19 protein-coding genes are annotated in these 17,124 nt (G+C 68.4%); 12 read left to right on the top strand and 7 right to left on the bottom strand.

Translation table 11 applies throughout. The features are described 5' to 3' along the window. Nucleotides 1-8 precede the first annotated feature (8 nt). On the bottom strand, nt 9-605 hold the full coding sequence (locus ACFRAQ_RS14000) for a hypothetical protein (RefSeq protein WP_379098861.1): 597 nt from the start codon (nt 603-605) through the stop codon (nt 9-11). Between the two features lie 291 nt (nt 606-896). Here ACFRAQ_RS14000 and ACFRAQ_RS13995 point away from each other — a divergent pair, with 291 nt between their 5' ends. The 3 genes from ACFRAQ_RS13995 (at nt 897) to ACFRAQ_RS13985 (ending at nt 4,286) form a co-directional block, all read left to right on the top strand. Beyond that, complete coding sequence (locus ACFRAQ_RS13995) at nt 897-1,676, top strand: alpha/beta fold hydrolase (protein ID WP_379098857.1); 780 nt, start codon at nt 897-899, stop codon at nt 1,674-1,676. A 79-nt stretch (nt 1,677-1,755) separates the two neighbouring features. Further along, nucleotides 1,756-2,682: an acetoacetate decarboxylase family protein gene (locus ACFRAQ_RS13990; protein ID WP_379098854.1), complete on the top strand. Its 927-nt coding sequence runs from the start codon at nt 1,756-1,758 to the stop codon at nt 2,680-2,682. Further along, complete coding sequence (locus ACFRAQ_RS13985) at nt 2,679-4,286, top strand: succinic semialdehyde dehydrogenase (protein WP_379098851.1); 1,608 nt, start codon at nt 2,679-2,681, stop codon at nt 4,284-4,286. The genes ACFRAQ_RS13990 and ACFRAQ_RS13985 overlap by 4 nt, the downstream gene beginning before the upstream one ends. A 19-nt stretch (nt 4,287-4,305) precedes the next feature. Here ACFRAQ_RS13985 and ACFRAQ_RS13980 read toward each other — a convergent pair whose 3' ends face one another. Together ACFRAQ_RS13980 and ACFRAQ_RS13975 are read right to left on the bottom strand one after the other, a co-directional pair. Beyond that, nucleotides 4,306-4,746 (bottom strand): nitroreductase family deazaflavin-dependent oxidoreductase, encoded by a 441-nt coding sequence (locus tag ACFRAQ_RS13980; protein ID WP_379098848.1) that lies wholly within the window; start codon nt 4,744-4,746, stop codon nt 4,306-4,308. Nucleotides 4,747-4,848: 102 nt separating this feature from the next. Beyond that, entirely contained in the window at nt 4,849-5,457 is a 609-nt protein-coding gene (locus tag ACFRAQ_RS13975) for a TetR/AcrR family transcriptional regulator (RefSeq protein WP_379098845.1), read from the bottom strand. Nucleotides 5,458-5,782: 325 nt separating this feature from the next. On the opposite strand from ACFRAQ_RS13975, the gene ACFRAQ_RS13970 reads away from it, so the two are divergent. The 5 genes from ACFRAQ_RS13970 to ACFRAQ_RS13950 all read left to right on the top strand — a co-directional run bounded on the left by ACFRAQ_RS13970 (nt 5,783) and on the right by ACFRAQ_RS13950 (nt 10,859). Beyond that, complete coding sequence (locus ACFRAQ_RS13970; RefSeq protein WP_379098842.1) at nt 5,783-6,679, top strand: AraC family transcriptional regulator ligand-binding domain-containing protein; 897 nt, start codon at nt 5,783-5,785, stop codon at nt 6,677-6,679. 176 nt (nt 6,680-6,855) lie between these two features. Then, nucleotides 6,856-9,906, top strand: a complete 3,051-nt coding sequence (locus ACFRAQ_RS13965) for a LuxR C-terminal-related transcriptional regulator (RefSeq protein ID WP_379098839.1) — start codon at nt 6,856-6,858, stop codon at nt 9,904-9,906. Between the two features lie 97 nt (nt 9,907-10,003). Continuing rightward, nucleotides 10,004-10,402 carry a Zn-ribbon domain-containing OB-fold protein gene (locus ACFRAQ_RS13960; protein ID WP_379098836.1) on the top strand — a complete coding sequence of 133 codons (399 nt, stop codon included), beginning with the start codon at nt 10,004-10,006 and terminating at the stop codon, nt 10,400-10,402. Next, the gene (locus ACFRAQ_RS13955; protein ID WP_379098834.1) at nt 10,399-10,722 is read left to right on the top strand and encodes a hypothetical protein; all 324 of its coding nucleotides are present in this window, start codon (nt 10,399-10,401) and stop codon (nt 10,720-10,722) included. Before ACFRAQ_RS13960 ends, ACFRAQ_RS13955 begins: the two co-directional genes overlap by 4 nt. Next, entirely contained in the window at nt 10,719-10,859 is a 141-nt protein-coding gene (locus tag ACFRAQ_RS13950; RefSeq protein ID WP_379098831.1) for a hypothetical protein, read from the top strand. The genes ACFRAQ_RS13955 and ACFRAQ_RS13950 overlap by 4 nt, the downstream gene beginning before the upstream one ends. Here ACFRAQ_RS13950 and ACFRAQ_RS13945 read toward each other — a convergent pair. From ACFRAQ_RS13945 to ACFRAQ_RS13935, 3 genes are all read right to left on the bottom strand, one after another. After that, complete coding sequence (locus ACFRAQ_RS13945) at nt 10,833-11,804, bottom strand: Gfo/Idh/MocA family protein (protein WP_379098828.1); 972 nt, start codon at nt 11,802-11,804, stop codon at nt 10,833-10,835. The two genes, ACFRAQ_RS13950 and ACFRAQ_RS13945, sit on opposite strands and share 27 nt — an antisense overlap. Beyond that, on the bottom strand, nt 11,801-12,697 hold the full coding sequence (locus tag ACFRAQ_RS13940; RefSeq protein WP_379098825.1) for an IclR family transcriptional regulator: 897 nt from the start codon (nt 12,695-12,697) through the stop codon (nt 11,801-11,803). Before ACFRAQ_RS13940 ends, ACFRAQ_RS13945 begins: the two co-directional genes overlap by 4 nt. Before the next feature lie 104 nt (nt 12,698-12,801). Continuing rightward, on the bottom strand, nt 12,802-13,230 hold the full coding sequence (locus ACFRAQ_RS13935; protein WP_379098823.1) for a PleD family two-component system response regulator: 429 nt from the start codon (nt 13,228-13,230) through the stop codon (nt 12,802-12,804). 339 nt (nt 13,231-13,569) lie between these two features. Here ACFRAQ_RS13935 and ACFRAQ_RS13930 point away from each other — a divergent pair, with 339 nt between their 5' ends. The 3 genes from ACFRAQ_RS13930 to ACFRAQ_RS13920 all read left to right on the top strand — a co-directional run bounded on the left by ACFRAQ_RS13930 (nt 13,570) and on the right by ACFRAQ_RS13920 (nt 15,157). Further along, entirely contained in the window at nt 13,570-14,214 is a 645-nt protein-coding gene (locus tag ACFRAQ_RS13930) for a VOC family protein (RefSeq protein ID WP_379098820.1), read from the top strand. A gap of 14 nt (nt 14,215-14,228) precedes the next feature. After that, on the top strand, nt 14,229-14,681 hold the full coding sequence (locus ACFRAQ_RS13925) for a hypothetical protein (RefSeq protein WP_379098818.1): 453 nt from the start codon (nt 14,229-14,231) through the stop codon (nt 14,679-14,681). Between the two features lie 200 nt (nt 14,682-14,881). Next, nucleotides 14,882-15,157, top strand: coding sequence for a three-helix bundle dimerization domain-containing protein (locus tag ACFRAQ_RS13920; protein WP_379098815.1), 276 nt, complete (start codon nt 14,882-14,884; stop codon nt 15,155-15,157). A 152-nt stretch (nt 15,158-15,309) separates the two neighbouring features. Here the strand turns inward: ACFRAQ_RS13920 and ACFRAQ_RS13915 are convergent, their stop codons facing one another. Further along, nucleotides 15,310-15,828, bottom strand: a complete 519-nt coding sequence (locus ACFRAQ_RS13915; protein ID WP_379098812.1) for a hypothetical protein — start codon at nt 15,826-15,828, stop codon at nt 15,310-15,312. Nucleotides 15,829-16,092: 264 nt separating this feature from the next. On the opposite strand from ACFRAQ_RS13915, the gene ACFRAQ_RS13910 reads away from it, so the two are divergent. Next, nucleotides 16,093-16,755: a TetR/AcrR family transcriptional regulator gene (locus ACFRAQ_RS13910; RefSeq protein ID WP_379098807.1), complete on the top strand. Its 663-nt coding sequence runs from the start codon at nt 16,093-16,095 to the stop codon at nt 16,753-16,755. Nucleotides 16,756-17,124: the final 369 nt, after the last annotated feature.

Genomic DNA, 17,124 nt, shown 5'->3' with positions numbered 1-17,124 from the left:
GATGGTCGTTAGTCCAGAGCGGTGGATACGCCGGTCCCGTCGTCGACCGGCGCGTCCACCGGCAGCGGCGTCGTGAGGCCCACGATCGCCCCGACCGACGCCCCCAACGCCGCGCCCAGCACGGCCGCGGGCCCGGCCACGACGGCCACGCCGACAGCCGCCCCGACGAGCGGTCCGACCACCAAACCGGTAGGCAGGAACGGGATTCCGGCGACGAATCCGAGACCGGCGCCGACCAGTCCGGTGGCGATCGCCAGCGGCGCGGACACGCCCACCCCGATCCCCGCCCCGATCGCCGCGCCGACACCCGCGTCGACCACGGTGACACCGCACCGCTGCGCGTCGACCGGAATGGACGCGCACAGCGAACCCACGAACTCCGGATCCACGCCCGGCAGCGGCTCCGCCGCGTCGATCGCGGGTAGATCGATCGCGGGTAGTTGGCCGTTCATCATCCAATCCGGTGGCGCCGGTAGCGCGGCGGGCGGCGGCGCGTCGGCCTCCGGTGCCGCCGAGGCGACTCCGGTGCCGAGTAGCACGGCGAACGGCAAAGCACTCGCAATCAACAGTGGTCGCGACCGGATCCACCAATTGGCTTCCAGCATTCCGCACCTCCTGAGCGAAAAACTGCTCTACATCGAGCAATTGCCTGATGCCCTAGAGATCTTAGGCGGAGCGCATGGCGAAATAAGGACGAAACTCCAATATCAATTCACAATCAGCAAATCCACCGTCACACCCCATATTCCGCACCCTCCACCGCCTCCGGCGCGCCGCCGGCCGACCTCCCGCGGGCTCGTGCCCACAATTAGCCACCCACCCGATACAGCACTACGGGCGGCGAATTCTCCTGTCCACCAGCCGATGTGATGGCGGATATCTGTCACCATCGATATATGTCGCAATACAGAGAAGCCGTAGAATCGGCGGACGGCACCCGCATCGTCTTCCACTCCCGAGGCGACGGCCCGGCCCTGGTTATCGTCCCCGGCGCGCTGGTCACCCTCGACTTCTATTTCCAGCTGGCGGAATTGCTGGCCCCGGCCTACCGGGTCCTCGTGGTCGAACGGCGAGAATACGGCGAGAGCGGAAACGGCCCGCGCCCCGCCGAATTCACCGCCCAGGCCGCCGACCTGGCAGCGGTGCTCGCGACCCTGGACGACCACGCCTTCGTCTTCGGGCATTCCGCGGGCGGCCTGGTCGCTCTGCATGCGCTCCACCGGGATCAGTCGATGGTCCGCGGCCTAGCGCTCTACGAGCCCCCGGTGTCCCTCGCCGGTCCCCCGCTGACGTCGACCCTCGCAACGATCCGCGACCACATGGCCGCCTCGCGCCCCGCGGACGCGATCATCGAATTCTTCACCGCCATTGTCGAACCCACCCCGCCCCGCGCGGCCTTGCAGCCCCTCGCCGACGGCCTGGCCTTCCGAGCCTCGGGCCTGGTGGCCGACCTCGAATGCCTGACCGCCATGAACGCCGACATCACCCCCTGGTCGGCCATCGATGTCCCCGCCCTCCTGCTCGCGGGCGGGCTCACCGACCCCTACGGCACCGAGAGCGTCGAACTACTCCAGGCGACGCTCCCGGATGCGCGCACAATCACCCTGCCGGGGCAGTTCCACCATCCCCACGACGCCGCCGTGGTGGCCGCGGCACTGCGGGAGTTCTTCGCCTGAGCAGACGTGTTGACACCGCTTACATTCACTCCTAGCCTGATGTTAACAGCGCATACATTAGAGCGAGGAACCCGGAAACATGCCATCGACCTCTCAGAACACAGTCAAGGTCGCCCTCGACGGCCGCGTCGTCACTGTCCCCGAAGGCGGCCTGTACGACACCTACCGGATGCGACCCGACCTCGACGCCATCGCGGCGGATACACGGGTGAGCAGCGTGGATTTCTTCCGCCGGATGCCCAAGACCGAGGTCGACTCCCGGATCGGCAAGACGCTCACCCCGAACTTCTACTACCGCATCTCGACCGCCCGGCTGGTGATGCTCGCCCGCACCCGCACCATCCGCGGCCGGCTCCCCCGCGAGCTCGCACCGCTCGAGGTCGTGCCCGGCATCGGGATCGTCTCGCTGATGGTGTTCCGCTACGACGTGTGCGATATCGACTTCTACACCGAGGCCGCGGTCGGCATCGCGGTCCGCCCGGCACGGCACGGACGCCTCGGCACCGTGGACCTGCTCGCCGGACTCGCCGGCGACCATCTCCACTCGTACGTGCTGTCACTCCCGGTCAGCAGTGAGGTCGCCCAGGTGCGCGGCCACGACGGCTACGGATTCCCCAAGTGGGTCACCGACATCGACATCGACATCCGGGCCGACCGGGCCACCGCCCGGGTGGCGAACGACGACGGCGGCACCGATATCGCCCTGTCGGCGCCGACACCCGCGCAGACCACCCATCGCACCGGTGCACAGGTCTCGTCGCTCACCTCCTACACCCGGATCGATGGGGCGTGGCACTCGACGCTGAGCCAGACCAACACCCTGGCGGCCGGAAGCTCCCTGCTGCCGCGCGGTATCGACCTCGAACTCGGGACCGGCCGCATGGCGACGGACCTGCGCTCACTCGCACCGTTCCGGACCATCCGGCTCGATGTCATGACCGAAGGCCAACTCGCCCTCCACATGCCGGTCCCGACCTCGGTCCCCACCCTCGGAGCAGCGGCATGACCATCGAGTACGCCTCGCCCACCCGCGCAGCCGGTGGCACCGGCCACCGGTCCCCCGCCCCGGCATCGACCGCCGAGCTCATCTCCCGACTGGCCACCCGGGTCACCGCAGCGCCCGGCGCCGCCGCGGTCACCAAGACGATCCCGTACACGGGCGCCCCCTTGACCGATCTGCCGGTGTCGACGAACACCGACGTCGAAGCCGCGTTCGCCCGCGCGCGGGCCGCGCAGAAGCGTTGGGCGGCAACGTCTTTCCGTGACCGCAAGGCGATCATGCTGCGCTTCCACGATCTGCTGCTCGAACGTCAGCGCGAGGTGCTGGATCTGATGCAGGCCGAAAGCGGCAAAACTCGGCGCGACGCCTTCCTCGAAGTCGTCGACGTCGCGATCGCCGCCCGCTATTACGCGCGGCGCGCCGCGGGGCTGCTCGCGCCCACCCGCCGCCGCGGCGCGATCCCGCTGCTGACCCACACCACCGAACTGCGCCACCCCAAAGGCGTTGTCGCCGTGATCTCCCCGTGGAACTATCCGCTCAGCATGGCGGCGAGCGATGCGATCCCGGCGCTGCTGGCGGGCAACGCGGTGGTCCAGAAACCCGACACCCAGACCGCGCTCACCGCGCTGTGGGCGCTGGACCTGATGCGTGAGGCCGGCCTGCCCGACGACGTGTGGCAGATGGTGGTCGGGCGGGGCAGCGATATCGGCGACGCACTGATGGACAACGCCGACTACATCATGTTCACCGGCTCGACGGCCAGCGGCCGCCGCATCGCGCGCGACGCCGGTGAGCGGCTCATCGGGGCATCCCTGGAACTGGGCGGCAAGAACGCCATGCTGGTCCTCGACGACGCCGATATCGATCGGGCCGCCGCCGGCGCGGTCGATGCCTGCTTCCCGTCGGCGGGTCAGCTCTGCGTCTCGGTCGAGCGTCTCTACGTCGCCGAATCGATCCGCGCGGAATTCGTCGCGGCCTTCGTCGCCCGCACACGCACGCTGAGCACCGGCGCGGCCTACGACTTCAGCCGCGACGTCGGATCGCTGACGACGGTCTCCCAACTGGAGACCGTCACCGCGCACGTCGACGACGCGGTGGCCAAGGGCGCAACGGTGCTGGCGGGCGGCCGGGCGCGACCCGATCTGGGTCCGCTGTTCTTCGAGCCGACGATTCTCACCGATGTCACGCCCGACATGACGCTCTGCGCGCACGAGACCTTCGGCCCGGTCGTGTCGATCTACTCGTTCGACAGTCTCGACGATGCGGTCGAGCGGGCCAACGCCACTCCCTACGGTCTCAATGCCAGTGTGTGGACTCGCGATGGTGCCAAGGGCCGGGCCGTCGCGGCCCGCCTGCACGCGGGGACGGTCAACGTCAATGATGCGTTCGCCGCCGCCTGGGGCAGCATCGACGCTCCGATGGGCGGGGTGGGCGACTCCGGGCTCGGACGACGTCACGGGGCGGAGGGCATTCTCAAATACACCGAAGCGCAAACCGTCGCCCACCAGCGCGTCATGGGATTCACCCCGCCGGCCGCCGTGCCGTACCGAGCGTGGGCGGGCATTCTCACCACGTGGCTGAAGGTGATGAAGCGCTTCGGCGTCCGGTGAATCGACCCGCCCACCCGTCTCAGTCCCGGAACGCGCAGACCACGACCGGAATCTCGCGGGCGGTCCGCTGCTGATAGTTCGCATAACCCTGGTACGCCGAGGTGATCTGCGGCCAGAGGACCGCCCGCTCCTCGGCGTCGGCGGTGTGCGCGTGCACTTTTCGCCGTCGCCCGTAGATCACGACCTCGGCGTCGGGGTTGGCCCGCAGGTTGCGGTACCAGTCGGGATTTCGGTCGTCACCGCCTTTCGAGGCGACCAGGACGATCCGGTTCGGATCGTGCACGGGGGCCGTCAGATAGCACGACCGCGGTTGCCCCGATTTCCTTCCGATCGTGTGCAATTCGACCACCGGCATTCCGAACGGATTGGCCAGCAGCTTGTTTCCGCTGACCGTGAGGACGAGCCGGTGTGCGAAGTTCATCAGCTTGGCTCCGCGGTCTGCCACCGTGTTCTTGTTCATAGCGCACCCCTTGTGTCGAGTTAGCGGCGCTAACATTACCAAGGGTGTGAACAGTGTCAACATTCATTCTCGCCGGTCGGCGACCCCGACCGGTTGTGGAGGTCAGTTGGCGTGAGGCGTGTTCGAGACCTGGCTCGACGCGCCGAGCACCGCGAAGACCGCGGCGCGAATACGTTCGGCGACAGCCGTGTCGGAGATCGCCTCGAACTTGCCGTCCAGGTGCAGGAACGCCAGGCCGTGGACCAGCGCCCACACCGCGGTGGCCATGGCCTCCGGATCCGACGCCGGAAACGCCTGCCGCACAATGTTCTCCACGTACTCGTGGATCGCCTCGGTGGCCGCCACCCGCTCCGGACTCGTCGGATCACACGGATCGGCGAACATCACCCGGAACAACCCCGGCCGATCCAAGGCGAACCGCACGTACGCGACGGCGATCAGGGCCAGATCCTCCGGCGTCACCGGCGCGGGATGCACGGCGGCCAAACGGCTTGCCAGATCGCGGTATCCGACGGCGGCGACCGCGGACAGCAGGGCTTCGCGGTCCGCGAAATGGCGGTAGGGCGCGGCGGTCGACACACCGGCACGTCGGGCCACGGCACGCAAGGACAGGTCGGCGGCGCCGTTCTCCTCCAGCAGCTCGACCGCCGCACGCAACAGCGCCGAGGGCAGGTCGCCGTGATGATACGGCTGAGTGGTCGACGACGTCACGCGATCGAATCTATCAAGCGGCGACACCACGCCGGACCGCCCACCGGCCGATCTTCCGCTGGAACACCGCCCTAACGCGGCCCCGCCCACCACCGATAGCGGGGTGTGGTCGCCGACCGTCGCACCCGGTTCGCGGCCCCACCCGGTGCTGGTTCCGGATCGCCGCCGCGTCTACGATCCACCCATCGACCGGGGGACGACGATGCGTAGGAGGGGCATTGCGCACTGATCTGACTCTGCTGCACCAGTTTGTGCTCTCCCAGCTGACCTCCATGGGACTCGACCGCACGCGGCTGATCCAGGAATCCGGTGTGCCGGAGTGGACATGACCGGCGGCGGCGTCCACGTTCCCAGCGAAACCTTCTGGCGACTGTGGGAGACCGGGGCGAGGATGCTCGACGACCCGGACGTGGCGTTGCGTGTCGCGAGCCGGTACCAGCTCCGTGCAACGGGCCTCTACGACTATTTGTTCACCAGCGCACCGACCTTGGGCGCCGGATTGGCGACCTGCGGCCCCTATGTCAGCGCCGTCACCACCAATCACAATTTCACCCTCGTCGACGACGACCGCGGACCGACACTGCGCCTGGACATGGTCGACGGGGCCGACGCGACCCGTGACCACACCCAGCTGTGGGGTTTGGCCGCCGTGCTGACCCGGGCCCGCCGCGTCGTCGACGCCCCCGTGGACCCCGTGCGAGTCACCGTGCGCCGCAACGCACCTCGGCGGCTCGATGCTTACCGGGACGTATTCGGCGACGCCACCATCGAATTCGGCGCGGACATCGACGCGATGACCTTCCGCCCGTCCGACCTGGCCCTGCCGCTCACCACCGCCGACCCGGTCCTCGCCGCCGTCCTGCAACCCCTGGCGGACGCGCTGCCGCCTCCCCCGCCGCTGATCTCCGCGTGGCCCGAACGGGTCGCCGTGGCGGCCGCCGCCGCCCTCGACGAGGGCGACGCGTCCTTGGAACGGGTCGCGCGGCGACTCACCACCAGCCCGCGCACCCTCCAACGCCGGCTCGCCGAAGCCGGGACGACCTGGCGGCGGGAGCTGGACCGGGCACGCTCGGCCCGCCTCGGCGCGGCGCAGGCGACCGGACCGCTGAGCCGCGGCAAACAGGCACAACTGCTGGGGTACGCCGACGAGTCCTCCATGCGCCGGGCCGCGCTGCGCTGGGCGGTCGCCAACAGCACGCACCGCTCACCGCTGCAGCCGTGAACGACAGACGATCGAGACCACCGATCCTGCACCGAATAGCTGCATGTCTGCCTGTCATCGGCGATAGGCTGGACACCGTCGAAAGGTGAGTCGATCATGGCCCGTGCTCGCAGCCATACCGTGAGGATTGCGCGCGGCCGATGATCGACGACGCGACGAACCGAACCCCCCGCGACATGAGCCTGACGGTAGCGGAGGAATTGCGCGAACTCGGCTTCGAGAACGCCGAAAAGATCGGTAGCGGCGGTTTCGATGTGGTCTACCGCTGCCGGCAGCCGAGGCTGGATCGCACGGTCACGGTGAAGGTCCTGACCGAGAACCTGGACGAGGAGCGCCAGGCGCGGTTCGTGTCGGAGCAGCAGGCGCTGGGCCGCCTGACCGGGCATCCCAATCTCGTCACCGTGCTGGCGGCCGGTGTCACCAGCGGCGGGCGCCCTTATCTCGCCCAGCCGTATCACCCCGTGGACTCGCTGGATACGCGGATCCGGCAGCGAGGTCCGCTTCCTGTCGATGACGTGCTGAAGCTCGGAGCCGGGATTGCCCGGGCACTCGAGAGCGCGCACCGACTGGGCATCGTGCACGGAGATGTGCGGCCCGGCAACATCCTGTTCCCCGAACACGGAGAACCCGCCCTGACCGACTTCGGAATCGCGCGCGTTCCCGGAGGCCCCGAAACGTCCGCCGAGGGACGCGCACCAACTCTCGCCGCCGATATCCACGGGCTCGGCGCCACGTTGTTCTGGGCACTGACCGGGCATGCGGCCTCCGAGCCGAAGGCACCGGACCTGCGCGATCGCGGCTTCCCCGCCGAGCTGTGCACCGCCGTGGAAGCGGCGATGCACCGCGATCCCGAACAACGGCCCTCCGCGGCGGAGCTCGGCGCGACCATCCGGCAGATACAGCAACACGGCGCCGCGGCGCGAACCACGCGACACCACCGCACTCTGCTGCCCGAGTTGACCAGCTTCATCAACCGGCGCGCCGAGTTGACCGCACTCAAGCACCAACTCACCGTGTCGAGGCTGGTGACTCTGGCCGGGATGGGCGGCGTCGGCAAGACCCGGCTGGCGCTGCGAGCGGCCTCGGCCGCGCAACGCGATTTCGCCGACGGGGTGTGGGCGATCGACCTGGCCGATGTGCGCGACCCGTCACTGGTGGCTCCCATCGTCGCGGCCGCTCTGGGTGTGCGGGCCGATTCGGCACGGCCGGTCCACGACACGCTCGTCGAATATCTGCGATCCCGGGAAACCCTGCTCGTCGTCGACAACTGCGAGCAGGTCGCCAAGCCGATGGCCAACCTGGCCGAGACATTGTTGTCGGCGTGCCCGGATCTGCGGATGCTGGTCACCAGCCGCGAGCCGCTGGATATCGGCGGCGAAGCGGTGCAACGGCTACTGCCGCTGAGCGTTCCCGCCGCCGGCCGCGAACCGACGCTGCGACAGCTACGTAAGTACGACGCCGTGACACTGTTCGCCGATCGCGCCGGCACGGTCGTGCCCGGGTTCGAGGTGACCGAGGAGAACAAGGCCGCGGTGGCCGGTATCTGCGCCCGATTGGACGGTCTGCCCCTGGCGATCGAACTCGCGGCGGCTCGAATGCGCACTATGTCGCCGGACCAGATTCTGCAACGGCTCACCGACCGGTTCGCCCTGCTCACCCGGGGCCACCGGACCGCGCCGACACGGCAGCAGGCCCTGCGGTGGTGCATCGACTGGAGCTATGAGCTGTGCGCCCCGGCCGAACAGCGGCTGTGGGCCCGATTGTCGGTGTTCGCCGGCGGTTTCGAACTCGAAGCCGTCGAGTCGGTGTGCGGCGCCGAGGCCGAGGCGGCAGAGCTGCTCGACGTGCTGTCCTCGCTGGTGGACAAATCGGTGGTGATCAGGGAGGAACCCGAGGGCGCGGTCCGCTTCCGGATGCTCGACACCGTCCGGGAATACGGGCAGGACAAGCTGCGGGAGGCCGGTGCGGAGGAGGAATTCCGGCGCGGGCACCGCGACTGGTATCGGCAGCTGGTGCTCGACGCCGAGGACGACTGGATCAGCGACCGGCAATGCGACTGGATGGCCCGGCTCGACCGCGAGCAGGGCAACATTCGGGCAGCGCTCGAATTCTGCATGTCCGACCCGACCGAACAGTCGGCCGAAGCGGGGCTGCGCATCAGCGCCGCGTCCCTCACGTTCTGGAGCTTCCGCGGCCTGTTCGGCGAAGGCCGCCGCTGGCTCGAGCGCGCCTTGGCCCATCCGTGCGCGCATTCGACCACCGACCAGGTCCGGGCGCTGCACGCCAGCATATTCATGGCCACCCGGCAATGGGACCTGGAGACGGCGGCCGCCCTGCTCGCCCACGGGCGGGTGCTCGCCGAGCGCGATCCCACACCCCTGAATCAAGCCTTGATCGCCTACGCGGAGGGAGATCTGGCGCTCTATCGCGACGAGCCCCCGCGCGCGGTGGCGTGTATCAATCGAGCCATCGAGGTGCTGAGCTCCGACCCGCGCGGATCCCTGCACGTTTCCGCGCTGCTGTTGCTCGGTGTGGCGTACGCGCAGCAGGGCGACGCCGAGCGTGCCGCCGAGTGCCATCAGCGGATCCTGTCCATCACCGAGGAGTGCGGCGAGTCGCTGTTCCGATCGACCGCTCTGGGAATGACCGCGATCGCGGCCTACCGCCAGGGTGAGAGCTCCCGCGCACGGGATCTGCTGCGGGAATCGCTGCGGCTCAACCGGCGCGTGCGCAGCCTGCTCGTCGCGGCGCTCGATCTCGAAGTGCTGGCGTGGATCGCCGCCGGGGCCGACGACCAGCGAGCCGCCGTGCTGATGGGCGCGGCGGCGAACATGATGCGGACCGCCCCCGGCGTGGCGATCTACTTCCCCCAGATGGTCGAAGCCCACCTCGACTGCGAGCGGGTGGTGCGCGGCGCGCTCGGCGCCGCGCGCTTCGATACGGCATGGCGACGCGGGCAGGCGATGCGGGTCAACGCCGCGGTCGCCTACGCCCTGGACGAAGAACGCCCCGCCGACACGCCACGCGCCCGCGCGACGACTCTGACCAAACGGGAACGCCAGGTGGCGGGCCTCGTCGCCGAGGGGCTCACCAACAAGCAGATCGCGACCCAGCTGGTGATCGCCCAGCGCACCGTGGACGCGCACGTCGAGCACATCCTGGCCAAGCTCGGGTTCAACTCTCGCGCCCAGATCGCGGCGTGGATCGTGGACGCGACCCAAAAATAGGTATACCCAGTGGCCATTCCACCGTCGCGCGAGCCGTGCGGACCGACGATGCTGAGAACCGAAATCCACCAGCACCGGTCCACGGAGGTTCGGTTCCATGTCCCTACCGATTGCCCAGCACACAGCGGGTGTCAGCGACGACGAAGACATGTTCGCGATCCGGCGATGCGCGACCTGCGACAAGCTGTTCGGGCCGATGATCGGCGCCTGTTCGGCCTGCGCGTCCGCCGATCTCGAGTGGGTGCCCTCGTCCGGGTCCGGTTCGATCGTGTCTTCGCGGAGGGTGCACCGCTCGGGTGATCCGCACGGCGTGTCGACGCCGCTGACCATCGCCATCGTCGAGCTCGACGAGGGCCCCTGGGTCTACACCTCCCTCGAAGGCGAGATCCCGCTGGTCTCCATCGGGCCGGTGCGGGTGCGCTTCCAGCAGAGTCGCCGCGAGGACGGATTTCCGGTCGTCACCGTCGCCGACCGCCCGAACCGGCTGCTTCGATGACCGCTCTGCTGCCGCTCGCCTACGGATACGTGCGCGACGATCTCTTGAGCAACCGCGACCCGAGTGTCAGCGATACGCTACTGCGCGCCGCCGCCCGATCACTCGGGTACGCGCTCGGCACGGTGTTCCACGAGCCGGGACCGCAGGGCGCGACCCTGCCCCCGGTGTTCATCGACCTCGTCCACGAATGCCGGCGGGCCCGAGCCTGCCATGTGCTGACGCTCCCCGGACACCTGTCGGGCACGTCCGTGTGCCGCAAGGTCCTGCTCGCGATCCTCGAGGCTCGAGCCGAAGCCGCGGTACAGGAGGTCCGCCCATGAGCCTCGTCTCCGCGCCGCTGACGCCGGTGGCGATGCTGTTCATCCTCGGGTATCGGATCCTTCAGATCACCGAAGCGACCTACTACCGGTGGGGTAGCCGACACCACTGCTCATCCGACGGCGCCGCGCGGGTGTAGCCCGGCGGCCCGGTAGACATCGTCGATCAGTTCCATGGTGACGACGGAGTCCGCGGGCGGTGTGAGGTTGGTGTCGGCGCCGGACACCGCGCTCGCGAAGGCGCGCAGCTGACGGACGTAAGTGGGTTCACCCGGGATCCGCTCGCGGCGGGTGACACCGTCGACGGTCACCGTCACTCGGTGGAAGGCCTGCGGCAGTATGTGATTGAGGACCTTCATGGTTCCGCGCTCACCCTCGACCCGCAGCCCGATCCGCAGCAGCGAACGCGACCACATCGACGCGTTGATCCGGCCCACCGCGCCGGACGGGAAACGGAAGTCGGCGGTCATGGCCCGATCCACGCCGGGACCACGCAGCAGGGCCCGCGCGGCCGTCACCTCCGGGCGGTCGGGATCGAACAGTCGCATGCTGTGGATCGCGTAGCAGCCCGCGTCCATGGTGGCCCCGCCCGCGAGGTCCAGCCGGTAGCGGATGTCGCCGAACTTGGGCAGCGGGAAGCACATCGAGCTCTCCACCCGCCGGATGGCGCCCAACTCGGTCGCGGCGATCTCCCGCATGCGCTCGGCCAGCGGGTGATACCGATAGTGGAAGCCTTCCATGACGGTGAGCCCGGTGCGCCGCGCTTCCTCGGCCACCTGCCGGGCCTCCGCGGCATTGGCGGTGAGCGGCTTCTCGCACAGGACATGCCGACCCGCGGCCAGAGCCCGCAGCGTCCACTGCGCGTGCAGCGCATTGGGCAGCGGAATGTAGACCGCGTCCACCGCGCTCAGCAGGTCGGCGTAGGAGTCGTATACCTGCGCGACCCCGTGCTTGCGGGCGAATGCCTCCGCTCGTGCGCGGTCCCGGGCCGCGATCGCGGTGACCTCGACCCCCGGCACCACCGCGGCGGGTCCGATCAGCGCGGTGGGCGCGATCGACGCCGCACCCAGGATCCCAATCCTCAAGACACTCTCCCTTTTTCGATCGACCCCGATCCCGCCGTGGTCCGCGCGGCCGCGCTCGACAACGACGCCACGGCCGTGGCGATGCGCGATCCCGTCATCTCCCGGCCCGGATGCAGCCAGAGGTGCGCGTCGACGTAGCCGTCCGCTCCGAAGACGGGCACGCCCAGCACCGTCACATCGATCGATTCGTCGCCGTCGGGCGCGGTGGGGAAATACTCGGCGGGCCCGAGCCGGGCCAGCAGCGACAACACCGCGTCCCGCAACCGGCCATCGGCACGCGACGACGATCCGGCGATATCGGCCAGGACGTCACGAAGTTTCGTGGCGGCCGGGGTGAGGCGTTCGAGGACGAACCCGCGCCGCGCGGTCTCCTCCAGCGCGCGCCGGAGCTCCTCGCGCTCAACGGAATTCGTGGTGTCGGGCAAGCGGTTCATCCAGTCCTGGTGCCCGGCGGGATCGAACGCGGCGAACACCATCCCGACCGGCGGCGCGTACGGAACCCTGCGGCCGATCAACTCCGCCGCACCGGGGCCTACGGCGTCGACCAGCACGATCGAGTCCCCGTCCAGCACCGACACCCCGGCGGTGAATCCCGTGGTCGCGGCGAGGGACGGCAATTCCGAGGCGGCCGCCCGCGCCATCGGATACCCCGACGCGGCGGCCCGGCCGATCGCGAGCATCGCCGGTCCCAGGCCGTAGGTCAGGTCGGTCCGGGTCACCCACCCGGACCGCACCAGGCTGACCAGGATGGCATGGCATGTGGCGGTGGTGATTTCGGCCGCGCGAGCCAGCTCGCTCAGCGAGAACGATCGCCCCGGGTGCGCGGCGAGGACGGCCACGATCCGCACCACCCGCTGCGTGGGAGGCGACCCCGAGTCAGCCGGAACAGCCACCGGATTCCTTTCGACTATTCGAAAGCGTTCATCGCTATTTCGAATACTCGGCGAGAATACCCGGCATCACGGCACACCGCTCAGCGGGCGGGCGATACGCTCGGTCAGAACCCGAGACCGGTGTGGATTCGATCCAGCAGTTCGCCGGTCCGGAACGGTTTGGGCAGATAGCCCGACGCGCCCGCGCTGATCGCGAGGCCCACGAGGTCGGGATCGGTTTCGGTGGTCACGATCAGGATCGGCACCGACGAGGTCGCCCGCAGTCGCAGGCAGAACTCGGGTCCGGAAAGGTCCGGCAACAGCAGATCCGTCAGCACCAGATCCGGCTTCCAGCCGGCGACGGCGGTGAGCGCCTGTGCGGCCGTCGACGTGTGCACGGCGTCGAAGCCGGCCGCGGCCAGTACCAGCAGAGTCATCTCGGCGGTCGCGGGATGTTGCTCGACGATCAGCACGCGGGCCGCCGGCCGCATCTCATCGGGCACGTCGATCGGCGGACGGCTGGCTCGAATGGTGGAGAGTTGATGAAGGTTCATGGACGTATCCCTTGCTGACCGGATCCCCGACCGGGTGTGACCCGCCCCACTTATCCGGACGGAACTCGACGCTAAGCCGAACAGCAACTTGTCAGCAATAGCTGCGTGCTCTAGACCGTCCGATTAATCACGATCGTCACGTTCCCGTGATCTCGTGGCGTCCAGTCGGCCGCCACCGTGTCCGTATCGAGACCGAACAGCCACTTGGAGTTCATCGAAGTGGCTTCGAGAACGGCGGCCGAGGCCGACCAGGGACAGTCACTGGTTCGACGACGCCGGCCGAAGCGCACCCTGGGACATGCGAGCAACACCGCTGCTACAGGAAACGAGGAACAGGCCATGACAACCACAGGGGTTCCCGCACTGAAGCTCGAGGCGGTCGTCATCCCGGTCGCCGACGTGGACCGGTCGAAGAAGTTCTACGACGGTCTGGGCTGGCGCCTCGACGCCGACTTCGAATTCGACAACGGCTTCCGGGCCGTGCAGTTCACTCCCCCGGGCTCGCCGACGTCGATCCAGTTCGGCACCAGCATCACCACCGCGAAGGCGGGCACGGCGGAAGGCATCTACCTGGTGGTGTCCGATGTCCAGCAGGCACGCGACGCGCTCGCGGCCCAGGGCGCCGACATCAGCGAGGTCTTCCACGCCGGCGCACCCGGAGCCCAGTTCCAGCCCCTGTCGGGCGACGGGCGCGTGGCGGGAGCCGCCGACGAGCGCGCGAGCTACGGATCGTTCGCGACCTTCCGGGACCCGGACGGCAACACCTTCCTGCTGCAAGAGGTCACCGCCCGGATCCCGGGCCGGGTCGAAGCCACCGAAACCTCCTACGCCACCACCAGCGACCTGGTCGACGCGCTCGTGCGCGCGGCGACCGCCCACGGCGAGCACGAGGCCCGCAACGGCGGCCGGTACGACGCCGAGTGGCCCCGGTGGTACGCGGCCTACATGGTCGCCGAAGCCCACGGCGATCAGCTACCCGAGTAAAGGAGAACAGCCCCATGACCACCATCCATATGCACGCGAACGCGCATGTGACGCCCGAGCAGTTCGTCGCGGCCCTCACCGACTTCGGCCCGGACCGTTCGGAACTGTTCGGCAACAGCGCGGGGTCGTACCTCGCGGTGCACGCCCAGGATGCCCATCACGCGGACGTCACCGAGGGATCCACCGGAATCTGGGAGCGGCTCGTGTACGACTGGACCAACCCGGACCACGTCGTGCTGACCACCACCGATTCCAACGCGTGGGGTCACCACTCCGGACACACCTACGATCTGACCCCGCGTCCCGACGGCACCACCGATATCGACTACGTCGTGGTACGAGAGGGCAAGAATCCGCGCGGCTGGTTCCTCGGAGCGGTGCTCGCCACCGTCGGCAGGGGCGTACTGACCAAGGCGTTCAAGAACTCCGTGACCGCGATCGAGGCCCGAACCGAGACCGGCAGGTAGACCAGGCCCGGTGTCGACGAATTCCTCGCGGGCACAGCCGAATAGCAGCGCTGTCGCGCGACGACGGTGGCCTGCGGTGGCGAAACGGCCGCACAGACCACCGCTCGTCGCGGTCGGATGGTGGAAGGTCTTCGGCAGACACGGGATCAGCTCTCGACGCGAATCGCGCACCGTGACCATGAATTGCGCACCGTGACCATATGGAGAGCAAACAGCCATGTGGAGTTCATCGCGGTTCCGGAACGGCACTCGACCACGAGGCGCGACCATGGGGTATGGCAGCGAATGATGAAGATCAGCAGATCAAGGAACTCGTTCGTCGACTCACCACCAAGTTTCCGGCCGTCGGCGCCGGGACGGTCGCCGATATCGTTCACGACGCCCACCGCAGCTTCGACGGACGTCCCGTCCGCGACTTCGTCCCGCTGCTCGTCGAGCGGATGGCCGCCCGCAGGTTGACCACCGCCCCACAGTGATTCGATGCTGTCGACGGTGCCGGGCCGATCGATGACCCAGGCGATCCCGCGGGCAATGTCCTCGGGTTGCAGGCCGACACGCTCGCCGGCGTGTGATCGCTACGCGCACATCGGGTTTCGTCGCCGCCTCGGCGGACCGGTCGCGTCGGCCCTCAGCCTGCGGGCTCGGTCTGCCGGATGCCTCGCCAGCCGAGTGGAAGTTGGACGCGCCCCGCGCGGATATCGCTGATGAGGTGCGCGTAGCCGTCGCGAACCTCGCCGAGATGGACCCAGGCCGAGTGTCGAAGATCCTCGCAGTCACTGTGCAGCACCGTCCACCACGCTTCGGCGTAGGTCTTGGCCACGTGACTGATCACCTCACCGAAGGTGTGGGTGTGGCGGCGGGCGCAGCGGCTGTGGCGTACAGCGGACGCGGCCCAGGAGTTGATCTTGTCGATGACCTTCGCGATATCGGCGCACAGCGCCGCCTCGGTGACCTCCGGCGCGTTCCGCCGCGGATTCAGAACCGCCGCGATCAACGCGGCGTGCAGATCGCCGAGCTCTCGCGCCCACGTGACGAGTGGGAACGGTTCGGCGAGCCGCCCGGCGATCGCGGCCAGCAGTTGCTCCGGCGACAACAGCGATTCGGAATCGGTCGCCGGGTCCTCGTATGCCGCTACGTCCGCGTTCATGCGCGCCCGCCCGTGGGGCTGTCGGAGGAGCCGGTCATGCGATGCATGCGAGGGCTCGTCGCTCATCGACAGTTTCGGTGAGATTGGCGTGCTGATACATGGGCGGTAGGTCAACTTTTCGAGATGAATGGTTGATGTAGAGAACGCGCCGCTGCGACTCGGGGCATAATGCTAATACTGACTGCGCACTCAGTCAACGACAGGTCGCGGGGTTGATCGGTTCTCAGGGGCGTCGGAGAATACGAACGAAAAGGGGCGGGATCGATGAATGGACGTGCGGCGGGACCCGGCAAGTCGGGCGCGATTCTCGATACTTTCACGCGCCATGTCGCCGAGAAGGGCTACGACGGAACGAGTTTCAGCGATGTGGCACGCGAGCTCGGCATCTCCCAGGGCTTGATCGTGCACCATTACGGCACCAAGGCGCGGCTTCTGGAAGCGCTGCATGTTTCCTATATGCGGCGCCGTGTCGACGAGGCGGAACGAATCGTCTCGACCTTCTCGACACCACCCGAGCAGCTGGCCGGATTGTTGCACGCGGCCATGCTGTATCAGGTACACGACCGGAACCGGACCGTCGCATTCCAGCGCGAGGTCGCCCGGTTCGGGCAGCAGGAGGAGGATTCCGAGGGGCGCAAGCTGCGCAGGTATTACATCGGAATCCTGCGTGGCGTGCTAGAGGCGGGCATCGCATCCGGCGACTTCCAGCCCGTCGACACCAGTATCCGGAGCCTGCTCATCTTCGGCGCCGCGCAATGGGCGTGGACGTGGTTCGAGCCGGGCGGGCGCAATTCCGCCGAACAGGTCGGTGCTGAACTGGTAGATCTCACCCTGGGATCGCTTTTGCAGGACAGGGCGTCGCTACCGCGCCTGCGCGATCCCGGCGGCGATCTCGTCGCAACGGTGATCGGAATTATCACCGCCTAGGAGAAGAGTGACCGCAGCGGCGCATGTCCTGCCCAGGTGCGGACGACGCAGCGCGGGGACGTGGCGCGGACGGTTTCGATGAGTTCGGAGCGGGATCGGCACGCCGACCATCAGGCGGTTGCGCGGATCCCAGGATGCTTCTTGTAGCCTCAGCCCTCGTCCGAGACATCTGGCCGTCGAGCTCAGCTGTCTTACGGCATAGGACATCTGACGGGCGGGAGTTTCTGATTTCGCGGCAATCAAGGACAGCCTGGTCGGCGACGCCCACCGCGGAGGCCGACGATAGTCTGACCGATGTGTCCCGGTTGCGAGCGACAGATGCCTGACGACGGCCCGAACGGGAGTCTGGGCGGCATCGACATCGACTCC

The organism is Nocardia sp. NPDC056611 (assembly GCF_042792755.1).
Classification (GTDB): domain Bacteria; phylum Actinomycetota; class Actinomycetes; order Mycobacteriales; family Mycobacteriaceae; genus Nocardia.
Note: the sequence above shows the minus strand (reverse complement) of the source record. Positions and strands in the feature narration are given on the sequence as shown.